The organism is Pseudomonas sp. W4I3 (assembly GCF_030816195.1).
In the GTDB taxonomy this organism is placed as follows: Bacteria; Pseudomonadota; Gammaproteobacteria; order Pseudomonadales; family Pseudomonadaceae; genus Aquipseudomonas.
The window spans coordinates 3,480,683-3,501,628 of sequence record NZ_JAUSXS010000001.1; the positions used below are offsets into that span (position 1 = coordinate 3,480,683).

Sequence of the window (20,946 nt, forward strand, 5' to 3'; positions counted from 1 at the left end):
AGTAAGCTGCAACCGCCCTCAAAAACGCCCGGGCGAGATTCGCTCGGGCGTTTTTTTATACCCGCAATTATAGGAAATCGCCCGTATGTTGGACGCCAATCTTAAAGCTCAGTTGAAATCTTACCTGGAGCGGGTCACCCAGCCGATCGAGATCGTTGCCTCCCTCGACGACGGTGCGAAATCCCAGGAAATGCTCGCTCTTTTGCAAGACGTAACCAGCCTCACCACGCTGATTACCCTGAACACCGATGGCAACGATGCGCGCAAGCCGTCGTTCTCCATCAATCGCCCGGGTGCCGATATCAGCCTGCGTTTCGCCGGTATCCCCATGGGGCATGAATTCACTTCGCTGGTGTTGGCCCTGCTGCAAGTCGGTGGCCACCCGTCGAAGGCCAGTGTCGAAGTGATTGAGCAAATCCGTGCCTTGAAAGGCGAGTTCAGCTTCGAAACCTACTTCTCGCTGTCGTGCCAGAACTGCCCGGACGTGGTCCAGGCGCTGAACCTGATGGCGGTGCTTAACCCCAATGTCCGCCATGTGGCCATCGACGGTGCGCTGTTCCAGGCCGAAGTCGATGAGCGTCAGATCATGGCGGTGCCCAGTGTCTACCTCAACGGTGTGAACTTCGGTCAGGGCCGCATGGGCCTGGAAGAAATCCTCGCCAAGCTCGACACCAGCGGTATCGAAAAAGCCGCTGAGAAAATCAGTGCCAAGGACGCCTTTGATGTACTGGTTGTCGGCGGTGGTCCGGCGGGTTCATCGGCTGCAATCTACGCTGCGCGCAAAGGCATCCGTACCGGTGTGGCCGCTGAGCGTTTTGGTGGTCAGGTTCTGGATACCATGTCCATCGAGAACTTTATCTCGGTGCAGGAGACCGAAGGCCCGAAACTGGCCAGCGCCCTGGAAGCCCACGTGCGTCAGTACGACGTGGATATCATGAACCTGCAGCGTGCCAGTAGCCTGGTGCCGGCCAAAAATGCCGGTGACTTGCACGAAATTCGTTTCGAAAGTGGCGCGACCCTCAAGTCCAAGACCGTGATTCTGGCGACCGGTGCGCGCTGGCGCGAAATGGGTGTGCCAGGCGAGCAGGAATACAAGGCCAAGGGCGTATGCTTCTGCCCACACTGCGATGGCCCGCTGTTCAAGGGCAAGCGTGTGGCGGTGATCGGTGGCGGTAACTCCGGCGTCGAAGCAGCCATCGACCTGGCCGGCATCGTCAGCCACGTGACTCTGCTGGAGTTCGACAGCAAGCTGCGCGCCGACGCTGTGTTGCAGCGCAAGCTCTATAGCCTGCCGAACGTTGATGTGATCACCAGTGCGTTGACCAGTGAAGTCAAAGGCGATGGCCAGAAAGTCACCGGCTTGGCGTACAAGGATCGCGACAGTGGCGAGTTCAAGACCGTCGACCTGGAAGGCATCTTCGTGCAGATCGGTTTGCTGCCTAACACCGACTGGCTCAAAGGCACCGTGGAACTGACGCCGCGCGGCGAGATCATCGTTGATGCACGCGGCGAAACCTCACTGCCAGGCGTGTTTGCCGCAGGTGACGTGACGACCGTGCCGTACAAGCAGATCGTCATCGCAGTAGGCGAGGGCGCCAAAGCTTCCTTGAGTGCCTTCGACCACTTGATCCGCACTTCCGCGCCGGCGTAAAACCCAGCGCGCAAATGAAAAACCCCATGAGTGATCATGGGGTTTTTTTGTTTTACAGCGGTGCCGGCTGAATGATCTCAACCCAGTACGCGTCCGGGTCTTTGATGAAGGCCAGGCTTTTCATACGACCGTCGCTCAGGCGCTTCTGGAAATCGCAGCCCAGCGCCTCGAAACGTTCACATGCCGCGACGATATCCGGCACCGAGATGCAGATATGGCCAAAGCCGCGCGGGTCGGTGTTGCCGTTGTGGTAGGCGAAGTCGGCATCGTTTTCGGTGCCGTGGTTGTGAGTCAGTTCCAGAATGCCTGGGATCGACTTCATCCACTGGGTGCGCTCGGCAGCGTCAGCCGGGATCTGGGACTTGTCCACCAGGGCCAGGAAATACAGGCTGAATTCAGCTTCCGGGAAGTCGCGTTTTTCAACCAAGGAAAAACCCAGTACGCGGGTGTAGAAATCCAGCGACTTGGTGATGTCCTTGACCCGCAGCATGGTGTGGTTGAACACGAAGTTCGCGGTGGCAGTATCAGGTTGGGCAGTGACGCCGGGGAAGGTGTTCAGTTCGTGCAGGCTCATGGGCCCTCCAGAAAAAATGGGGCAAAGCGGTCCCTTGGCTTGCGGCAAGCATCCGTGCAGCCGAGCCATGATACGCAAGGCCTGGCGGTCGCGCCAAATGAAAAAGCTGACGCGGCCCTTGCGAGCTGTGGGCTCGGGCCGCAAACTTTGGGGCTGGAACCTTGGATGCTTTTTGCAATGAGCAAGTTTCGTAAACCGCTGTTGACTACGTTGTGCCTGGTGTTGGGCAGCCCGTTTGTGCTGGCCGCCGACCCGCAGATTCATTGGCCCAGTGGCTGGCAGGTCGAGGAGGTGGAGCCCGACGGCAATACGTCCGGCAAACCGCAAACGGTGTCGCGCCAGCGCGCCATCAAAAATGATGAAAACGGCAAGACATTGATGGTGATGGAGTTGACCGGTACACCCATCGAGGCTGGGCACAACGTCAATCTTCAAGGCGTTTTGCTGGAAATGCGTAAATCCATTCAGAAAGATTTTGCCCAAGGCGGTTATCAAAGTGTATGCACCAAAATGCACACCGCCAGATTGAGCCGCTTGGACGCGCTGGAAACTACTTGTGTGATTACCGAGAACGGCCGACATGTGCTATCGCAGACACTAGTGGGGGCGGTAGATACCGATAAAGCCTACGTGTTTTCATATGCGGGCCAGGCGCAAGCGTACGAGGCCAGCCAGGATGAAGTGAGTACGGTGCGCGACAGCCTCGAACTTTGAATCGGCCATGCGAACAAATGTGAACTTTAATTTAAGTTCGTTTGTGAACCTTTAAACGAAAAAAGCCCCGCTTAAGCGAGGCTTTCTGTTAGTGCATGTAAATCAACCGCGAAGCCAGGAATCTACAGTGGCTGCGCCGTGCTCTTCTTTCCAGGCTTTCAGGCCGCGGTGGTTGCCGCCTTTGGTCTCGATCAGCTCGCCGGTGTGCGGGTTCTGGTAGACCTTGACCACGCGTGCGCGGCGCTGTTTCGGCGCGGTGGTGGCTGCGGCAGCCGATTTTCCCGGGTTTGGATCAAGGATGGAAATCACATCGCGCAGGCTTTTGTCATAGCTGCCCATCAGCTTTTTAAGTTTTTCTTCAAATTCAATTTCTTTCTTCAAGCCGGCGTCGTTTTTCAGGGATTCCAGCTGGGCAAGCTGCTCTTGAAGGGCTTTTTCTGCTGCGCGAAATTCGGCGAGTCTGGACAAAATCTGTACTCCAATAGTGTAGTTAGCTGATATCTACTGCGGAGAAAGCCTTAAACCAAGAGGATTAAGCTAACTCAACGAAAACACCGATCAATGGGTGTATCGCCAGCAGGAAAAATTGTAGTAGTTAATCCACTTCGAGTAAATCATGTCTTTTGTCTAAATAACATTGTTTCATCTGAGTTCGTCGCGGGTGGTTCAATCGTGAGTCAACGACTTAATGAATTCATCGCCGGGTAAAGGACGGCCGAACAGATAACCCTGCAAGAAGTCCACGCCTTGTGCGACAAGGTAATCACACTGTTGCGCTGTTTCCACGCCCTCCGCCACGATGCCCAGGTCCAGCTTGGCGGACAGTTCTATGATGCTGTCCAGAATATGCCGCGAAAGCGCATCCGCGCCGATCATGGCGACGAAGCTTTGGTCGATTTTCAAGTAGTCCACATTGAAGTTGCGCAAGTAACCCAGGCTGGAATGCCCGGTGCCGAAGTCGTCTATCGCGATCATCACGCCTAACTGGTGGAGTGCCTCGAACAAGCGGCGCGTGATGTCGGTGGGTTCGACCAGCTCACGCTCGGTCAGCTCCAGTACCAGGGTGACCTGGCCGGGCGGGAAGGCTGCAAGGAACTCCCGGCAGTCGTCCACTAGGTCCAGATTCTGGCAATGCCGCGCGGTGATGTTCACGCCGATATGGAATCCCGGGCTGAAGCGCTCGGCATGCGGCGCCAATTGCGTGGCGGTCTGGCGCAGCAGGGCGCGAGTCATGGGCACTATCAGCCCGGAATGCTCGGCCAGGGGAATAAACAGATCCGGCCGTACCAGGCCCTCTTTTGGGTGATTCCAGCGCATCAGCACCTCACAACCGGCCCATTGGCGCGTGTCGCCGCGTACCACCGGTTGGAAATACGGAATGAATTCGTTGGCGCCCAGGGCACGTTGCAACTCGTGGGTCGGCGCCGAAGAGCGCTTCTGCAGCCAGTGGGCAAGCATGCCGGCCAGCACACCAAAAAACACCACCAGACTGAACACCGCCGGGTAACGCGCCTGCATGTAACGCCAGACCTCACCTTCGGGCATGCCCACGTCGACGCTGTACTGATAGCGGCTGGACGCCAGGAAGTGCGCAGCCACGGCAAACGTTGGTGGCGTGCCGGTATGGACCTGGCCATCGCTGCCTAGCCAATTGGGCCCCACGTTGAGAACCAGGAATGCGTAGCGGCTGATCAGGCGCAAGGCATTGGTGAGGTGGTAGCCGTCAATCGAGGCGAACGCACCGCGATCACCGTCAACCAACCGGTAAACCAGCAATGCGGTGTCCGGCGTGACGGGGTTGCCGTTCATCAACCACAGACTGCCGTCAACGTAGTCGTCCGGGTTGACCGGCGACTCGTAGCTGCTGCCAAACAATGAACTGCAGTAGATGTTCTTCTGCCAGGACAAGGTGGTGGCGCGCACGAACGGCCGGCGGGTCACCTGCTCGCGCAGTGCCAGCTTTGCGGTTTCATCACACGGCAAGCCAGCCAGCGGTAACAGGGCCTGGGCGGCGAGGGCGGTGTTGTCGAGCATCAAGTCGAACTGACGCACGGCTTCCTGCGCCGTTTGAGCGGTGCTTTGCTCCAGCGTGCGCTCGGCTTGCCAATACAGAATCACGACCCCCAGTAGAACCGGGAGCAGGCCGCAGGCTGTGCTGAAAAAATAGCGGGCGACTCGGCTTCGCGGGCCTTTGGAGGTCAGGGGCATTAAAGGGCAGCCATGCAGAAATGAAGAGACTATGCCGATGATAGATGGCATTGCGACAAGGCGCTCGGCAAAACGTAACAGCGTCTACCGATGTAACAAACCCCTTGCGCGAGCCAAGGCAATGGGGATTTGATAAGAGTACGGACAAACTCGGTTACGCTGTGTAGAATCGATTTACGCATACAAGAATATGACTTGCGCTCACGCAAGCCTCGGCCGTCAGAGACTGATGACACCATGAAGCAACTCGGTTCACCCCTCATCTTTGGTGACTTCCTCGCCCGCAGTGTGCGGGGCCTGTCCTGTGCGCCACCCGCTGACCTCATCCTTGCCAGCAAATGACCCTTTGTTTACTCCAAGCATGATGAGGCACCAACCATGACCGACCAATACGAAAACCCGATGGGCCTGATGGGCTTTGAATTCATCGAATTCGCCTCGCCGACCCCGGGCACCCTGGAGCCGATCTTCGAGATCATGGGCTTCACCAAGGTGGCTAGCCACCGTTCCAAGAACGTACACCTGTATCGCCAGGGCGAGATCAACCTGATCCTCAACAACGAGCCCAACAGCCTTGCCTCGTACTTCGCCGCCGAACACGGGCCGTCGGTGTGCGGCATGGCGTTTCGCGTGAAGAACTCCCAGCAAGCCTACAAGCGCGCCCTGGAACTGGGGGCTCAGCCGATTCATATCGAAACCGGCCCGATGGAGTTGAACCTGCCGGCAATCAAGGGCATCGGCGGTGCGCCGCTGTACCTGATCGACCGTTTTGGCGAGGGCAGCTCGATCTATGACATCGACTTCGTCTACCTCGAAGGCGTAGACCGTAACCCGCAAGGTGCCGGTCTGAAGGTCATCGACCACCTGACCCACAACGTCTACCGCGGCCGCATGGCCTACTGGGCCAACTTCTACGAGAAACTGTTCAACTTCCGTGAAGCGCGTTACTTCGATATCAAGGGCGAGTACACCGGCCTGACTTCCAAGGCCATGAGCGCGCCGGATGGCATGATCCGCATCCCGTTGAACGAAGAGTCGTCCAAGGGCGCTGGCCAGATCGAAGAGTTCCTGATGCAGTTCAACGGCGAGGGCATCCAGCACGTGGCGTTCCTTACCGACGACCTGGTCAAGACCTGGGACGCGTTGAAGAATATCGGCATGCGCTTCATGACCGCGCCGCCAGACACGTATTACGAAATGCTCGAAGGTCGCCTGCCGAATCACGGCGAACCAGTGGACCAGCTGCAGGCACGCGGCATCTTGCTGGATGGTTCGTCAATCGCGGGCGACAAGCGTCTGCTGTTGCAGATCTTCTCGGAAACCCTGATGGGCCCGGTGTTTTTCGAATTCATTCAGCGTAAAGGCGACGATGGGTTCGGCGAAGGCAACTTCAAGGCGTTGTTCGAGTCAATCGAGCGCGACCAAGTACGTCGCGGTGTATTGACCACCGACTAAGCAATAATCCCTGACACAACAGCGATCAAATGTGGGAGGGGGCTTGCTCCCGATGGCGGTGGCTCAGTCACATATGCGCTGACTGACATTGCCTTATCGGGAGCAAGCCCCCTCCCACATTTTTGACCGATTCAGCCCTTGCGCTGACGCACCAAGTGCTTGAACCCTTCATACACCAGCACCATCACCGCCAGCCAGATCGGGATATAGGTCAGCCATTGTCCGCCCTTGATGCCCTCACCCAGCAGTAGCGCCACGGCCAGCAACAACACCGGCTCCACATAACTGAGCAGCCCGAACAGGCTGAAGGCCAGCAACCGGCTGGCGATGATATAGCTCACCAGCGCCGAAGCACTGATCACGCCCAGCATGGGAATCAATGCGTAGAGCCTAGGTTGCGCATCCAGTACCGCAAAGCCCTGTTCGCCGCTTTGCACAAACCACCAGGCCACCGGCAACATCAACGCCATGTCCAGCCACAGGCCGCCCAGATGGTCGGTGCCCAGATACTTACGTACGACGAAATACACCGGGTAACCGATGATCACCACCAATGTCGCCCAGGAAAAACCGCCGGCCTGGTACAACTCGTTGAGTACGCCCAGCGCGGCAAATACCACGGCGATCTGCTGCAAGCGCGACAACCGATCGCCATAGACCAGGCGTCCGGTCAGCACCATGGTCAGCGGCAACAGGAAATACCCCACCGACACATCCAGGCTGCGCCCGTTCAGCGGCGCCCACATAAACAGCCATAACTGCACGCCGAGCAAAGCAGACGACAGCAGCACGCCACCGATCACGCGCGGATTGGCCGCCAGCATCCGCAGCAATTCCCACACTCGCCGCCATTCGCCGCTGACCGCCATGAACACAGTCATGCAGGGCACGGTCAGCAACATGCGCCAGCCGAAAATTTCCAGGCCACTCAGCGGTGTGAGCAGAGACGTGAAGTAATACATCACGGCAAACAACACCGAGGCCAATACCGATAACACAACACCTTTAGACACGCTGTCCTCGCGAAAGCCAATTGAAGATAAACAATGGGATTATGGTGCTTTTGGCGTCAGAGGTGCGCTGTTTTGGGGCGAGAGACGGTAAATGGCTCAAAATGGTCGGTTTACACCGATTACTTTGGGAGCCGGGCCCTCTATGAGCGCGACATCCGGCCCGATACGAAATGCCCTACGTCATTAAAGCCCGGTGTGGAAGAATGCCCCTGCGTTACCAGGGAGTCTACGAACGCCTCGTCCTGCGCAGTGATCTCTATAGCCAATGCCCCGGTATACGCATCCCACTGCGCCTCGGTGCGTGGGCCAACAATCGCCGAACTTACTGCCGCGTTGTTCAGCACCCACGCTATCGCGAATTCAACCATCCCCACGCCACGGCCCTGAGTGTATTGCTGGATCTGCTGGGCAATGCGCAGCGATTCCACCCGCCATTCGGTCTCCAGAATGCGTCTGTCCTGGCGTGCCGCGCGGCTTCCAGGTTCTGGCGTGACGTCGGGGGCGTACTTGCCGCTGAGCACGCCACGGGCCAACGGGCTGTAAGGCACCACGCCCAGGCCATAGGCGGCAGCGGCGGTGATTTGCTCGACCTCGGCCTGACGATTGACGATGTTGTACAACGGCTGGCTGATGATGGGCCTGTCAACGCCCAGGCGCTCAGCCACACGCACGACCTCGGCGATACGCCAGCCACGATAGTTGGACAACCCCCAGTAGCGCACTTTGCCTTGACGAATCAGGTCACCGATCGCCGATACCGTGACTTCCAGTGGCGTGTCGTGGTCCTCGCGATGCAGGTAGTAGATGTCCAGGTAGTCGGTGTCCAAGCGAGACAGGCTGGCATCCAGCGCGTTGAACAGCCGCTTACGGCTCAGCCCATTGCGGTTGGGCAGGCCGTCCGCCGGCCCGAGTCCGACCTTGGACGCCACTACCCAGTCCTGGCGGTTGCGCGCAATGGCCTCGCCGACGATTTCCTCCGAGCGCCCGCCGGTGTAGATGTCGGCGGTGTCGATAAAGTTGATGCCCTGGTCCCAGGCTTTATCAATGATGCGCAGCGAGTCTTCGGTGCTGGTTTGTTCGCCAAACATCATGGTGCCCAGCGTCAGTGCGCTGACCTTCAACCCAGACTGGCCCAGTGTGCGGTAAATCATGCAAAGCTCCTCGTGGCAGGCAAACGTGTGTCATGCAATACCAGACACAAACGCTCTGGAACAAGCCCTGTGCGTGTTTCTTCATAGATTCAGCAGCGTCTGGCAGCGCTCCTGTAAAAAACGTTGCAGTACCTTCACCCGTTCCGATACCTGCAGGCGATGGGGGCACATCAGGTTGAACGGCGCCGGTTCGCCTTGCCACCCCTCAAACAACGCTACCAGTCGGCCAGCGGCGAGGTCGCCGACCACATCGAGTCTGGCCTTGTAGGCGATGCCGTGTCCGGCCAATGCCCAGCGCCGCACGACTTCGCCGTCATCACTGAGAAAGTCACCGCTGACCTCGACCTCTTCAACGTGCGCACCCTGGCAAAAGCGCCAGGTTTTGCTGACTTGGCCTTGGCGCATGTAACGCAACGCGCTGTGTGCTGAGAGTTGCGCGGGGTGTTGCGGCGTGCCGTGACGCGACAGGTAGGCGGGGCTTGCACAGGCGACGCGATGGTGGTCCGGGGCGATGGGCAGGGCGACCAGGCTGGAGTCCCGGGGCACGCCAAAACGCAAAGCAATGTCGACCGTGTCCCGAAACAGATCGGCGTTGCTGTCGTTGAGCATCAATTGCAGGCGGATGTTCGGGTGTTCGGCCTTGAATGCGTCCAGCCAGCCCAGCACCACATTGCGCCCGAAATCCGAGGGTGCCGCCACTTGCAGCAAACCGGTGAGGCCCTGGGTTTGCTGCTTGAGCGCCTGCTCGCCCTCGTTCAATGCCGCCAGCGCAACGCGCACGCTGTCCAGATAACGCCGGCCTTCCTCCGTCAGCCGCATGCTGCGGGTGGACCGGGCGAACAAGCGCAGGCCGAGGCGGGTTTCCAGGCGCTTGAGGGCGATACTCGCGGCGGCCGGGGTCAAGCCAAGCCCGCGTGCCGCGCCAGACAGGCTGCCCGTATCGGCGGTGCGCACGAACACTTCAAGGTCGACGATCGAGGTCATTTGTAAAATTCCTTTAAAGATCTTGTCGTTTTACCGGGATTTTTCTCCGATTACCAAGTGTGGAAGATGAACGCTCAATTACTCATCCAAGGCATGTTTCCATGACGAGCTCTCTAAACGGCAAAACCATTATCGTGATCGGTGGCAGCAGCGGCATCGGCGCAGCCGTCGCCAAGGCGGCAGCCGAACGGGGTGCAAATGTGGTGGTAGCGGGGCGCCGCCTGACGTCCGCGCTGCACGACGGCATTCGCAGCGAACCGGTGGATGTCAGCGACAGCGCCTCGTTGCAGCGCCTGTTCGAAACCGTGGGGCGCTTTGATCACCTGGTCTATACGTCGGGCCCTTCGGTCAATGCCAAGACCTTGGTCGACACCGATCTGGACGACGCCCAAGCCAACTTCAACGTAAAACTCTGGGGCGCGTTGCGCACGATTCAGCAGGCACTGCCGTTTCTGCATGAGCGCGGCAGCATCAGCCTGACCTCCGGCCAGTTGGGGCGCAAATTGGTGCCGGGGCAATTCATCAAGATTGGCATCAATGCCGCCACCGAGGCGCTGGGCAAGCAGTTGGCCAAGGAACTGGCGCCGCGCCGCGTCAACGTGATCAGCCCTGGCGTGATCGACACACCGGCCTACGCGGGGCTTGGCGAAGAGCAACGCCTGGCGATGTTTGCCAAGGCGGGCGCAGCGTTGCCGGTTGGGCGCGTCGGGCAGGCGCAGGAAGTGGCGGCGGGGTATGTGCTGGCGATGGAGAACGGCTATATGACCGGCGCCGTGATCGATATCGACGGCGGTGGGCTGTTGTAACGCCACCCAGCTGTAGGGAGGGAGCCCCTCCCTACAGCCAGCCCGCGCACCTGCGGGAAGTTATACCTTCAAGGTGCGCGTCATCCGCAACGCCAGCACACTGCCGGCGACGATAACCGCCGCCAGCAGGTACAGCGCCACATCGGTGGACCCCGTCGCGTCCTTCACGAACCCGACAATGTACGGGCTGAGAAACCCGGCCATCTGGCCCATGGAGTTGATCAAGGCCAGGCCGCCAGCCGCTGCGCCCGCGCTGAGCATGGCGGTGGGCACCGGCCAGAACATCGGCAGGCCGGTGAGGGCGCCCATGGTGGCGATGGTCAGGCCGAGAATGGCGATCGCTGGGGTGGTGGCGAAATTCACCGCGATGACCAAGCCAATTGCGCCCATCAGCATCGGTACCACCAGGTGCCAGCGTCGCTCCTTGCGCAAGTCCGCGGAGCGGCCCACCAGCAACATGAACACCGCGGCCAGCAGGTACGGGATCGCACTGAGCCAGCCGATCACCAGGTTATCGCTGAAACCCAGGCTCTTGATGATCGACGGCAACCAGAAATTGATCGCGTAGACGCCGCTCTGGATGCAGAAGTAGATCAGGCCGAACGCCCAGATTGCCGGGTTCTTGAACACCTCGGCCAGGGAGTCAGTGGTGGTTTTCGGCTTGTTCGCAAGGTCGGTGGCCTGGTCAGCTTCCAGCACCGCGCGTTCGTGGGGCTTGAGCCACTTGGCGTTGGCGAAACTGTCGCTGAGCAGGAAGTAGGCGAGGGCGCCGAGGATCACGGTGGGGATGCCTTGCAGCAGAAACATCCACTGCCAGCCGGCGAGGCCACCCTGACCTGCCGCAAAGTGGTTGAGAATCCAGCCGGAAAACGGGCTGCCGAGCAAACCGGAGACCGGAATTGCCGACATGAACAGCGCCATGATCCGGCCCCGGCGAAACGTCGGGAACCACTGCGAGAGGTACAGCACCACACCGGGAAAGAAACCCGCCTCGGCAGCACCAGTAAACAGGCGCAAGGTGTAGAAATGCGTCGGCGTGGTCACGAACAGCAGGCATGTGGACAAAGTGCCCCACACAATCATCATCAGCGCAATCCAGCGTCTTGGCCCGAACCGGGTCAGTGCCAGGTTGCTCGGCACGCCACACAGCACGTAGCCGATAAAGAAAATCCCGGCACCGAGGCCGTATACGGTTTCACTGAATTTCAACGCGTCGAGCATCTGCAACTTGGCAAAGCCAACGTTCACCCGGTCAAGGTAGTTGAACAGGTAGCAGATAAAGATGAAGGGGATCAAGCGCAGGGTAACGCGCTTGTAGATGGCGTTTTTATCGTCATCGGTGGCCAGTGCTGCAGCGGCGCTCTGTGACATGGGGAGTCTCTCTTTATTATGATTTTTCGCGATGCGAGGGTAACGTTGATCGCCCAAACAGTCTCGGTGACGCGATGGGCGACTGTCTTTGTGCTCGCGCACAGCCAAGCCCGCTTTGCGCTGTGCCGGTGACCAACTGTCTTTGAAGGAAAAGCGCGCCATGTTCGAGCTGGATCATGAGTTGGCACAGGATATCGTTGATCGCACCATGGCGATCCTGCCCTACAACGTCAACGTCATGGACAGCCAGGGCCTGATCCTCGGCAGCGGCGAGCCAGAGCGCATCAACACCCGGCACGAAGGCGCCCAACTGGTGCTGGCGAACGGGCGCGTGGTGGAAATCGATGGGCAGACCGCCAAACACCTCAAGGGGGTGCTGCCAGGCATCAACCTGCCGCTGATGCATGATCAGCGCCTGATCGGTGTACTGGGTATCACCGGCGAGCCAGAAGGCCTGCGTACCTACGCCGAACTGGTGCGCATGACCGCCGAGATGCTCGTCAGCCAGCGGCATCAGCAAGCCGAGCAGCAGTGGCGGCGCCAGCGCTGCGACGACCTGCTGGCACTGCTGTTGGCCGATACCGGTGACTCGCCGCGCCTCGTCGACGAAGCGCAACAACTGGGCCTCAAGCCGCAACTGGCGCGTACGCCTTATCTGTTCGAGCTGGGCGTGGGGCAGTCGGCCGAAGCCTTGAGCGCCTGGCTCACGTTGCGTTATCCGGACAGCTGGTGCGTGAGTTCAGCGCAGTTGTCCCTGCTGTGGTGTCGCCCGACGTCCGTGCAGGTCGAAAACCTGCGCCTGCTGGAAAAGCTCGATGGCCTAGGTTGGAATATCTTGCGGGTCGCCGTGGGTGGGCAGGCGGACGGGTTGGCCGGGTTGCGTCGTTGCTACCGGCGCGTCAGTGATTTGCTGGCCTACGGTCGCGATATCCTGCCGCACTCGCGGCTGTTGATCCTCAATCGCTATCGTCTGCCGGTCATGCTCTGGCGCCACCGCAACGACGATGCCCTGGATGAATTGCTCAACCCGTTGCGCAAAGTCCTCGCCAAGGACAGCAACGGCCAACTGCTGGCCACGCTGCGCAGCTGGTGCGAGCACGATGGGCAAAGCCAGGCCTGTGCCGATGCACTGGGGATTCATCGCAACAGCCTGCGCTACCGCATGGAAAGGATCGCCGAGTTGAGCGGCGTCGACCCGCTGACCTTGGACGGCATGCTGGCGTTGTACCTGGGCGTGCAATTGTTGCCCCAGGCTTTGTCAAAATGAACAATAAACCTCACCCGCACTTGTGCATCGGACCGGCGTCATCAGCGGTGCCAACTGGCAGCATGGGCGTTATAAAAACCGGAGAACGCCCATGAAAATCATCATCGCCCCCGACTCGTTCAAGGACAGCCTGAGTGCCGCAGGGGTCGCCCAGGCCATTGCGCAAGGGCTGGCCCAGGTCTGGCCTGACGCGCAGTTGGTGCAATGTCCGATGGCGGACGGCGGTGAAGGCACAGTCGAGGCGGTGCTCGCTGCGTGCAACGGCCAGTTGCGCAGCCAAACGGTGCAGGGGCCGCTGGAAGGCAGGGTGCAGGCGCATTGGGGGTGGTTGGCCGACAGCCACACCGCAATCATCGAAATGGCCGAGGCCAGCGGCCTGCAGTTGGTCGCGCCGGGGCAGCGCGATGCCTGCGCCAGCAGTACGTTTGGTACTGGCGAGCTGATCCGCGCCGCGCTGGATCAGGGCGCCCGGCGTATTATCCTGGCGATTGGCGGCAGCGCCACCAACGATGGCGGCGCCGGCGCACTGCAAGCGCTCGGGGTGCAATGGTTCGATGCCCAAGACCAGCCCCTGGCCCCCGGTGGTTTGGCGCTCGGCGGCTTGGCGCGTATCAGTCTGGGGAACCTTGACCCACGGCTGGCGCAGGTCAGCTTCGAGATCGCGGCGGATGTGAACAACCCGCTGTGCGGTGCCCATGGTGCCTCGGCGATCTTCGGCCCGCAAAAAGGCGCCAGTCCCGCGCAGGTTCAACAGCTGGATGCGGCGCTTGGGCATTTTGCCGACCATTGCGCCAAGGTGCTGCCCAAGGACGTTCGCGACGAACCCGGCAGCGGCGCGGCCGGTGGCCTGGGCTTTGCGGCCAAGGCATTCCTCGGCGCACAGTTTCGCGCCGGGGTTGAAGTGGTGGCCGAACTGGTGGGCCTCGACGCCGCCGTGCGCGGCGCCGATCTGGTCATCACTGGCGAAGGCCGCTTCGACGCCCAGACGCTGCGCGGTAAAACCCCGTTTGGCGTGGCGCGCATCGCCCGCCGTCACAAGGTTGCAGTGATCGTGATCGCCGGCACCCTGGGCGACGGCTACGAGCAGATGTACGCACACGGTGTGGATGCCGCGTTTGCGTTGCCATCCGGGCCAATGAGCCTGGAAGAGGCCTGCCGCGAGGCGCCGCGCTTGTTGCGCGAGCGGGCTTCGGACATTGCGCGGGTGTGGCGCTTGGCACGGCCTGTGGCTTGAACGACAGCCTGTTGTGCCCATGGCGCAATCCCCTACACTGGACGGCCACTGGTCTTTCAACGGATGAAATACGATGCACCCACCTGAGCCATCCATCGTGATCCAGCGTTTCACCGAGGCCCATCTTGAGGGCGTCGCGGCGCTCTACAACGAACCGGCCGTATGCCGTCAGGTTCTGCAAATGCCTTTTCAGTCTGTCGAAGCGTGGCGCAAGCGCCTGGTGATGGACAACGAGCGCCGACTGCAACTGGTCGCGCTGCATGGCGGCGAAGTGATTGGCCAATTGGGCCTGGAACAGTACCTGCGCGTGCGCCAGGCCCATGTGGGGTCATTCGGCATGGGGGTGGCGACGGCTTGGCAAGGCAAGGGCGTCGGTTCGAAATTGCTGACGGCCGCGCTGGATGTGGCCGACAACTGGATGAACCTGCGCCGAGTGGAACTCACGGTGTACGCCGACAACGAAGCGGCGCATAACCTGTACCGCAAATTCGGCTTCGAGGTTGAAGGGCGCTTGCGCGATTACGCCCTGCGTGACGGCGAGTTTGTCGACACCTTGAGCATGGCGCGCCTGCGCAAGCCGGCTTAATCCCCCAGCGCAAATGCCACCGCAGCCCGCGCATGCAGCTCGGTGGTGTCCAACAGGGGCAGTTCGCTGTGCTCGGGCTTGATCAGCAGACTGATTTCCGTACAACCGAGAATCACCGCCCGGGCGCCACGTGCGGCCAGCGACTCGATTACCCGTCGGTAGATTGCGCGTGATTCGGCGCTGATCACCCCTACGCACAACTCCTCATAGATGACCCGGTGCACGTCCTTGCGTTCCTCCACGTCCGGCACCAGCACGGTCAGTCCCTGTGCCTCCAGACGGGACGTGAGGAAGTCCTGTTCCATGGTGAACGCGGTACCGAGCAACCCTACGGTCAGGGTGCCCGCTTCCAGGGCTGCGGCGGCGGCGGCATCGGCGATATGCAGAAATGGGATCGTCACCGCCGCTTCGATACGCGGCGCCACCTTATGCATGGTGTTGGTACACAGCACCACACAGTCGGCACCGGCGGCCTGCAAGCGGCATGCGGCATCTTCGAGAATCAGCGCGGCTTCGTCCCAGCGCCCGGCGTGCTGGGCCTGCTCCACGGGGCCGAAGTCCACGCTGTACATCAACAGTTGCGCCGAACGCAGCGGGCCGAGCCGGTCGCGCACCTGCTGGTTGATGATGCGGTAGTACTCGGCGCTGGATTCCCAGCTCATGCCGCCGATAAGGCCGATGGTACGCATGCGATGCTCCGGGCAGGGGGGGATGTGATGTCACCTTACCTACCGCAAGCGGATTAGTCATACGCAGTTGCCCGCTCATTCACCAGAGCAGTTCACGCAGTGCGGATGGCCGATCAGCACGCGCAAGCCCGAGTCGACTCGTTCATACCTGTAACAACTGACAGTATATTCAGGGTGCGATGATCTCTAATCTCACCCACGAGCGATCGACCCCTTAGTGCTCACAATGGCGATAGACCTTTGCCTACCTCCCAGGTCAACTGTTGCTCGGCGATGGCCAGACAACCCTCACATCCTGAGGGTCTGGTTTTCGATAAAGTCCGATCCTGTTGAAGGTTCATTCAAGAGGAGCCCATCATGGCGCCGTCACACTGCGAAGACGATCTGGGCTCCCGCCACACAGATCAGCCACCGCCGCTCACCCTCATTATCCCCGAGATCCACTTGCCTTTTGCCGACGCGCCACTGCGTTCCGATAGCGAGCGGTTGCGCGCGCATGCCCTTGCCTGGGCGCAGCGCTACGGCTTGATCGGCCGCCGCGGTGCGCACCGTTTGAGTACGACCGCGCTGCTCGACCTGGGCATAGCGTTATGCGCCAAGGCACCCACGCACCGGGCCGAGACACTGGTGTGCTGGTACCTGTGGGCGCTGACGCTGGATGACCGTATCGATGATGGGCCCTGGGCGGAAAATGGAACATTGGATCGTTTCATCCTCTCAGTGCTGACTTTGACCGGGAGCGGCGACGTCGCCCCAACAGGCCAAAGCAGCCCAGTCGACGACCCGATGCTCGCCGTTCTGGTTGATGACCTTTGGCCTCAGACCCGGTGTTGGCTCGGTGACGCTTGGCGCGAGAGGCTGGTGCGACATCTGACCCGGCATTTACGTGCGCAGGCGACCCTGGTGCGCATACGGGAAAACGACACGGCGCTCACCTTGGCCGAATACCTGCCGCTGCGCCGGGACTCGTTCGGCGCACTGTTCTTTTTTGATCTGATCGACGGGGCCGAAACGCTCGACCCGTACGAGCCTGCGCAAGCGGTTCAAGCATGGAGCGCCTTGCGTGAACTCGCGGCCGATATCATTGCCTGGACGAACGATATCCATTCGATTGCCAAAGACGTGGTGTGTGGTGAGCGCTTCAACCTGGTGTCGATACTCGCGCACACCGAGGGCATGGATTGGCCGGCCGCGATCGACTGCGCCCATCAAATGGTCAACACGGCCGTTGCGCAGTTCACCACGGTCGCCGCCGAGCATGCGGGTCACCCAACGGGTGCGGCGACCGACCCGGAGCGGCTGCGTCAGGTTGTGCGAGCGGCAGGCGACTGGCACCGCAGCGTCTCGCGCTATCACCTGCGTGCCGCCGATTCCGTGGCGCGGGACATCGGGCAAGTGAACCTGAAACTTACGCCGCCGACGCTCAAATCCCGGCAGTTTGAAATCGACCCATACCCGCTTTATGAGCAGTTACGGACCACGCTGCCGATCGCTTACGACGAGCCAACCGATGTGTGGCTGGTCAGCCGGCATGTGGATGTCAAAGCCGCCTTGACCCATCCGGGTGCAAGCAACAATAACTACAGTTGGCAGATCGGACCGCTGCTGGGCCACACCATTGTCACCATGGACGGGTGTGAACACGCCCAGCACCGAGCACTGCTCAGCCCTTCGTTTCGTGGCAAGGCCCTCGCGACGCTTGAAGCATCCATCACTTCGGTGGCTGCGGACCTGCTGGCGCGCATGCAGGGCCGACCGCAGGTTGACCTTATCGCCGATTTCACCGCGGCGCTGCCGGTGCGGGTGATGGCGCGCGCACTGGGGCTGCCGGCTCAAACTCGCGAAGAGGTGGAGCAGTTGAAGCGCTGGTGCGCCATAGGCTTTGCGTACATGGGCAACTATCGACAGGACCCGGCGCTGCTGAGCGGTGGGTTATCCAACCGAGACAGTTTCTACGACTTTATTGCGCCACACATCGACGCGCGCCGCGCCGAACCTGCAGACGATCTGATCTCGCAGCTGCTGGCGGCACGGATTGGCGGTCAGCCATTGTCCGAGACGTTCGTCCGGGCTTATTGCCGCAATCCTGATGACGGCGGGCAGTGAAACCAGTCACGGCGCGCTGGCGAACCTCATTGTCAACCTGCTGAGCGAACCTGGCGTCAAGGAGGCGGTGATCGCCAATCCGGAGCTGATGGATAATGCCCTCGCCGAAACCCTGCGACGCAACCCGCCTTTGCAGCTTGTACTCCGGGAGGCTCGTGAGCCGCTGCAGCTGCCCTCGGGAACCATTCCTGGCGGTGCAACCCTGGCCTGCCTGATTGGTTCGGCCAACCGTGATCCGGACCAGTTCAGCGACCCGGATACCTTTGATATGCACCGCGCCGAACAGGCAACCCTGCATTTCGCCTTCGGCGCTGGGCGCCACTTCTGCCTGGGTTCCATGCTGGCACGGCTGGAGATCACGATAGGCGCTCGCATGCTGCTGCAAGCCTTTCCAAACGTGCGCTGGGCTCCGGGGTTTACGCCCGTGGAGCGCGGCTTTCTCAATCGCTGCCCCGATCGACTGGAGGTTGTACTGTGACCGCGACTGTCTGCGCTGAGGAACCCGACTACACCCGCAGCTATCTGGCTGACCAGCATGCCGGTCAACTGGAACGGCTGCGCACGCTGGAACGTGCCTTCGATCCGTTGAGCCACGCGGTTTTCGATCAACTGGATCTTCCCGACAAACCTGCCATCCTCGATCTCGGCGCGGGAGCCGGATCGCTCGCCGGCTGGCTGAGCCGCCGATATCCCGAAGCGAGCGTGACGGCCACGGATGTCGATACCCGATTCCTGGCCGATATTCCGGGTATTCGGGTGCTTGAGCATAATGCCGCGACCGATGATTTTCCGGCCGCCTGCTTTGACGTGGTACACGCCCGTGCGCTGTTGTGTCATCTGCCCGCGCGCGAAGAACTCTTGATGCGAGCCATTACCTGGCTGCGCCCCGGTGGATGGCTGGTGATCGAGGACGTGAGCCTGGAACCGAGCCTGAAAACAGCGAACCCGCTGTTTGGAAAAGTCGCCCAAGCCGGGCTCACTCTGCTGAAGCAGTCCATTGGGTCCGACATGCTCTGGGCCGCGACGCTCCCGGATCGATTACGTGACAGAGGGCTTGCCAACGTACGGCATCGCTCCCATGAAGGTCGTATCGGCGATAACAGCCCCGCCGATGCCTTTTGGGCCGCGACCACGGCTCAAGCGGGTCCGGCGTTGCTCAAACTGGGCTTGCTCACACAGGAAGACCTGGATGACATGACGCTTCTACGTGCCGATCCAGGGTTTACCGACGTCGCGATGACCTTCGTCAGCGCGTGGGGGCAGGTTCGCTGACGTTGGAGCACGGCGCCGCCTATGCACACCGAGAGCACCGTGCGGGGCACGCGCATCATGGCAACCAAGGACATACACAATGGCCAACGATGTAGTGTTAGTAGATTCTCACGATGTACAAATTGGAGTGTGTGACAAGCGCAATGCTCACCTGGGAGCGGGACAGCTTCATCGTGCGTTTTCAGTGCATTTGATCGACGGTCTCGGGCGTCATCTGCTTCAACGGCGCGCGGCAGGTAAAATGCTTTGGTCAGGCTACTGGTCCAATGCCTGCTGCAGTCATCCGGCACCCGGGGAAACTATTCAGGATGCCGCGTCTCGGCGCTTGCGCGAGGAATTAGGCGTGCGGGCCGCCTGTCGCGCGCTGTACAGTTTTGAGTACCACGCCTGCTTTGGCTCGATCGGCGCGGAGCATGAACTCTGTCATGTGCTGGTGGCTCGATCCGACGCTGAGGCCTTGCCCGATCCTGACGAAATCAGCGACACCCAGTGGCTGACGCGTGACGAAATATCAGCCCGGCTTGCTGAACCGCAAGCGCAATTCACGCCCTGGTTTCGACTGCAGTGGGGTCGTCTTTTACTGGAACACCCTTCGTTCGATGTACCTTCACGTCACGTATGAACCTGTTATTTATGACAGTAGACAGCGCGGATCCTCGCCTCGTTAATAGGGGCCAGGCGTACTTTGTGTAGGCCTGGCCCATTAACATGACGAGGATTGCCAAATGTCCAACGTGTATGAGTTTCTTAACTTCGATCAACTCCCTGCCGCCGAAGTGACCGAGAACGGTGACAAAATCACCATCACCGCGCCAGCGATTCCTGGCGTCGGTGCAGGTCAAGAAGTGGTGTTTTTTGCACGTACGCCTCTGGGAAGTGGCATTGCCATCTACGTGCCCCTGAATCAAGACAGTCTGAAACGCCCCATCGAAGTTGTGCTTGATAAGAGCCAGCTTCCCAACTCGAAGGAATTGTACATCGACTACGGCGCCTACATTAATAAGCGGGCGGTGCATCGTTCGGCGGTTAGGTCTTTCCCGGGCTGAGCCGAGGGGTCGTCAGTCAGGCCAGTGCCTTGGATGGGCGCTCGTACCGATGAATAACTCTCTGGCGCCGCGTCAAACAGGTGTATTCCCCAGAATTGTCTATACCTACAGCTCATTCTCACGATGATGGTCGCCAGGGAGTACACCGATGAAACCAAGACTGATGGTCAGTGCGCTGTGCATCGCATCAATCGGCATGGCGGGTTGCGCCAGCAACGTCACGCAACCGGACGAGTATTCGGGCTTTCTGTCGGACTACAGCCGACTCAAGGAAGCCAAGTCGCCCTCTGGCGTCGAGGTGATGCGCTGGGTCGATCCCAAACTCGACCTGAGCCGCTTCAGCGCCGTGTACATTGAGCCCACGCAGTTCTATCCCAAGCCTCAAGCCACCACGCGGATTCCAGACAGCACCCTGCGCGGCATCAATGACTATTACAACCAGGCGCTCAAGCGTGAACTGGCCCGTTCACTGCCGCTGGCCAATGGTCCGGGTCCCGGGGTGATGGTGGTGCGCGCGGCGATTACGGCGGTCAGCAGTAAAACCCAAAGCCTCAAGCCATACGAATATGTGCCCGTTGCGTTCCTCGCGGCGGCAGTGAGTACGGGCACCGGGATTCGCGACCAGGAAACCACCTTGGGCACGGAGGCGCAGTTCCTGGATGGCGCCAACGGAAAAGTGGTTGCCGAAGTGGTGCGCAAAGGCACAGGAAAACCGTTGTCAAACGACTCCCAGGTGATGAAGGCTGACGATGTGAAAAGCGTCATCGATGGATGGGCATCCGACCTGCATCAGTCTTATCTCAAGCTCAGATAGCAAGG

The 20,946-nt window shown here is 60.3% G+C and carries 21 protein-coding genes; 13 read left to right on the forward strand and 8 right to left on the reverse strand.

Annotated features, from left to right (window positions below; genetic code table 11):
* The first annotated feature begins 85 nt into the window (after positions 1–85).
* The gene (gene ahpF, locus QF045_RS15920) at positions 86–1,651 is read left to right on the forward strand and encodes an alkyl hydroperoxide reductase subunit F (RefSeq protein WP_306493042.1); all 1,566 of its coding nucleotides are present in this window, start codon (positions 86–88) and stop codon (positions 1,649–1,651) included.
* A gap of 52 nt (positions 1,652–1,703) precedes the next feature.
* Here the strand turns inward: ahpF and gloA are convergent, their stop codons facing one another.
* Positions 1,704–2,225: a lactoylglutathione lyase gene (gloA, locus tag QF045_RS15925; RefSeq protein WP_012724171.1), complete on the reverse strand. Its 522-nt coding sequence runs from the start codon at positions 2,223–2,225 to the stop codon at positions 1,704–1,706.
* 177 nt (positions 2,226–2,402) lie between these two features.
* Between gloA and QF045_RS15930 the strand changes: the two genes are divergently transcribed.
* A complete protein-coding gene (locus QF045_RS15930; RefSeq protein WP_306494907.1) occupies positions 2,403–2,939 on the forward strand; it encodes a DUF4946 domain-containing protein in 537 nt (178 codons plus the stop codon).
* Between the two features lie 102 nt (positions 2,940–3,041).
* Here QF045_RS15930 and QF045_RS15935 read toward each other — a convergent pair whose 3' ends face one another.
* Complete coding sequence (locus QF045_RS15935) at positions 3,042–3,407, reverse strand: histone-like nucleoid-structuring protein, MvaT/MvaU family (protein WP_306493043.1); 366 nt, start codon at positions 3,405–3,407, stop codon at positions 3,042–3,044.
* Between the two features lie 198 nt (positions 3,408–3,605).
* Entirely contained in the window at positions 3,606–5,147 is a 1,542-nt protein-coding gene (locus QF045_RS15940) for an EAL domain-containing protein (RefSeq protein ID WP_306493044.1), read from the reverse strand.
* A 378-nt stretch (positions 5,148–5,525) separates the two neighbouring features.
* Here QF045_RS15940 and hppD point away from each other — a divergent pair, with 378 nt between their 5' ends.
* A complete protein-coding gene (gene hppD / locus QF045_RS15945) occupies positions 5,526–6,602 on the forward strand; it encodes a 4-hydroxyphenylpyruvate dioxygenase (protein WP_306493045.1) in 1,077 nt (358 codons plus the stop codon).
* Between the two features lie 131 nt (positions 6,603–6,733).
* Here the strand turns inward: hppD and rarD are convergent, their stop codons facing one another.
* From rarD to QF045_RS15960, 3 genes are all read right to left on the reverse strand, one after another.
* The gene (gene rarD, locus QF045_RS15950) at positions 6,734–7,615 is read right to left on the reverse strand and encodes an EamA family transporter RarD (protein WP_306493046.1); all 882 of its coding nucleotides are present in this window, start codon (positions 7,613–7,615) and stop codon (positions 6,734–6,736) included.
* 140 nt (positions 7,616–7,755) lie between these two features.
* Positions 7,756–8,766, reverse strand: a complete 1,011-nt coding sequence (locus QF045_RS15955) for an aldo/keto reductase (protein ID WP_306493047.1) — start codon at positions 8,764–8,766, stop codon at positions 7,756–7,758.
* An 81-nt stretch (positions 8,767–8,847) separates the two neighbouring features.
* Positions 8,848–9,750, reverse strand: a complete 903-nt coding sequence (locus tag QF045_RS15960) for a LysR family transcriptional regulator (protein ID WP_306493048.1) — start codon at positions 9,748–9,750, stop codon at positions 8,848–8,850.
* Positions 9,751–9,851: 101 nt separating this feature from the next.
* Between QF045_RS15960 and QF045_RS15965 the strand changes: the two genes are divergently transcribed.
* Positions 9,852–10,556, forward strand: a complete 705-nt coding sequence (locus QF045_RS15965; protein WP_306493049.1) for an SDR family oxidoreductase — start codon at positions 9,852–9,854, stop codon at positions 10,554–10,556.
* Positions 10,557–10,616: 60 nt separating this feature from the next.
* Here QF045_RS15965 and QF045_RS15970 read toward each other — a convergent pair whose 3' ends face one another.
* Positions 10,617–11,927 (reverse strand): MFS transporter, encoded by a 1,311-nt coding sequence (locus tag QF045_RS15970; protein ID WP_306493050.1) that lies wholly within the window; start codon positions 11,925–11,927, stop codon positions 10,617–10,619.
* Between the two features lie 160 nt (positions 11,928–12,087).
* On the opposite strand from QF045_RS15970, the gene QF045_RS15975 reads away from it, so the two are divergent.
* From QF045_RS15975 to QF045_RS15985, 3 genes are all read left to right on the forward strand, one after another.
* Positions 12,088–13,194, forward strand: coding sequence for a sugar diacid recognition domain-containing protein (locus QF045_RS15975; protein WP_306493051.1), 1,107 nt, complete (start codon positions 12,088–12,090; stop codon positions 13,192–13,194).
* A 91-nt stretch (positions 13,195–13,285) separates the two neighbouring features.
* On the forward strand, positions 13,286–14,428 hold the full coding sequence (locus tag QF045_RS15980) for a glycerate kinase (protein ID WP_306493052.1): 1,143 nt from the start codon (positions 13,286–13,288) through the stop codon (positions 14,426–14,428).
* Between the two features lie 73 nt (positions 14,429–14,501).
* A complete protein-coding gene (locus tag QF045_RS15985; protein WP_306493053.1) occupies positions 14,502–15,014 on the forward strand; it encodes a GNAT family N-acetyltransferase in 513 nt (170 codons plus the stop codon).
* On the opposite strand, the gene QF045_RS15990 is transcribed toward QF045_RS15985, so the two are convergent.
* Positions 15,011–15,703: an aspartate/glutamate racemase family protein gene (locus tag QF045_RS15990; protein ID WP_306493054.1), complete on the reverse strand. Its 693-nt coding sequence runs from the start codon at positions 15,701–15,703 to the stop codon at positions 15,011–15,013. The genes QF045_RS15985 and QF045_RS15990 overlap by 4 nt on opposite strands.
* Positions 15,704–16,060: 357 nt before the next feature.
* On the opposite strand from QF045_RS15990, the gene QF045_RS15995 reads away from it, so the two are divergent.
* The 6 genes from QF045_RS15995 to QF045_RS16020 all read left to right on the forward strand — a co-directional run bounded on the left by QF045_RS15995 (position 16,061) and on the right by QF045_RS16020 (position 20,941).
* On the forward strand, positions 16,061–17,809 hold the full coding sequence (locus QF045_RS15995) for a cytochrome (protein WP_306493055.1): 1,749 nt from the start codon (positions 16,061–16,063) through the stop codon (positions 17,807–17,809).
* The gene (locus QF045_RS16000; RefSeq protein ID WP_306493056.1) at positions 17,793–18,287 is read left to right on the forward strand and encodes a cytochrome P450; all 495 of its coding nucleotides are present in this window, start codon (positions 17,793–17,795) and stop codon (positions 18,285–18,287) included. The genes QF045_RS15995 and QF045_RS16000 overlap by 17 nt, the downstream gene beginning before the upstream one ends.
* The gene (locus QF045_RS16005; protein ID WP_306493057.1) at positions 18,284–19,081 is read left to right on the forward strand and encodes a trans-aconitate 2-methyltransferase; all 798 of its coding nucleotides are present in this window, start codon (positions 18,284–18,286) and stop codon (positions 19,079–19,081) included. Before QF045_RS16000 ends, QF045_RS16005 begins: the two co-directional genes overlap by 4 nt.
* 79 nt (positions 19,082–19,160) lie before the next feature.
* Positions 19,161–19,703, forward strand: coding sequence for an isopentenyl-diphosphate Delta-isomerase (gene idi / locus QF045_RS16010; RefSeq protein WP_306493058.1), 543 nt, complete (start codon positions 19,161–19,163; stop codon positions 19,701–19,703).
* A gap of 103 nt (positions 19,704–19,806) precedes the next feature.
* Entirely contained in the window at positions 19,807–20,127 is a 321-nt protein-coding gene (locus QF045_RS16015) for a hypothetical protein (RefSeq protein ID WP_306493059.1), read from the forward strand.
* 148 nt (positions 20,128–20,275) lie between these two features.
* Positions 20,276–20,941: a DUF3313 domain-containing protein gene (locus tag QF045_RS16020; RefSeq protein WP_306493060.1), complete on the forward strand. Its 666-nt coding sequence runs from the start codon at positions 20,276–20,278 to the stop codon at positions 20,939–20,941.
* Positions 20,942–20,946 lie beyond the last annotated feature (5 nt).

Bases quoted from the DNA above. Each gene is read 5' to 3' on its own strand.
- idi (WP_306493058.1), top strand. From the start codon at position 19,161: ATGGCCAACGATGTAGTGTTAGTAGATTCTCACGATGTACAAATTGGA.
- QF045_RS15930 (WP_306494907.1), top strand. From the start codon at position 2,403: ATGAGCAAGTTTCGTAAACCGCTGTTGACTACGTTGTGCCTGGTGTTG.
- QF045_RS16000 (WP_306493056.1), top strand. From the start codon at position 17,793: ATGACGGCGGGCAGTGAAACCAGTCACGGCGCGCTGGCGAACCTCATT.
- ahpF (WP_306493042.1), top strand. From the start codon at position 86: ATGTTGGACGCCAATCTTAAAGCTCAGTTGAAATCTTACCTGGAGCGG.
- QF045_RS15955 (WP_306493047.1), bottom strand. From the start codon at position 8,766: ATGATTTACCGCACACTGGGCCAGTCTGGGTTGAAGGTCAGCGCACTG.
- QF045_RS16020 (WP_306493060.1), top strand. From the start codon at position 20,276: ATGAAACCAAGACTGATGGTCAGTGCGCTGTGCATCGCATCAATCGGC.
- QF045_RS15960 (WP_306493048.1), bottom strand. From the start codon at position 9,750: ATGACCTCGATCGTCGACCTTGAAGTGTTCGTGCGCACCGCCGATACG.
- QF045_RS15995 (WP_306493055.1), top strand. From the start codon at position 16,061: ATGGCGCCGTCACACTGCGAAGACGATCTGGGCTCCCGCCACACAGAT.
- QF045_RS15965 (WP_306493049.1), top strand. From the start codon at position 9,852: ATGACGAGCTCTCTAAACGGCAAAACCATTATCGTGATCGGTGGCAGC.
- hppD (WP_306493045.1), top strand. From the start codon at position 5,526: ATGACCGACCAATACGAAAACCCGATGGGCCTGATGGGCTTTGAATTC.
- QF045_RS15970 (WP_306493050.1), bottom strand. From the start codon at position 11,927: ATGTCACAGAGCGCCGCTGCAGCACTGGCCACCGATGACGATAAAAAC.
- QF045_RS15980 (WP_306493052.1), top strand. From the start codon at position 13,286: ATGAAAATCATCATCGCCCCCGACTCGTTCAAGGACAGCCTGAGTGCC.
- gloA (WP_012724171.1), bottom strand. From the start codon at position 2,225: ATGAGCCTGCACGAACTGAACACCTTCCCCGGCGTCACTGCCCAACCT.
- QF045_RS15990 (WP_306493054.1), bottom strand. From the start codon at position 15,703: ATGCGTACCATCGGCCTTATCGGCGGCATGAGCTGGGAATCCAGCGCC.
- QF045_RS15975 (WP_306493051.1), top strand. From the start codon at position 12,088: ATGTTCGAGCTGGATCATGAGTTGGCACAGGATATCGTTGATCGCACC.
- QF045_RS15940 (WP_306493044.1), bottom strand. From the start codon at position 5,147: ATGCCCCTGACCTCCAAAGGCCCGCGAAGCCGAGTCGCCCGCTATTTT.
- QF045_RS16015 (WP_306493059.1), top strand. From the start codon at position 19,807: ATGTCCAACGTGTATGAGTTTCTTAACTTCGATCAACTCCCTGCCGCC.
- QF045_RS15985 (WP_306493053.1), top strand. From the start codon at position 14,502: ATGCACCCACCTGAGCCATCCATCGTGATCCAGCGTTTCACCGAGGCC.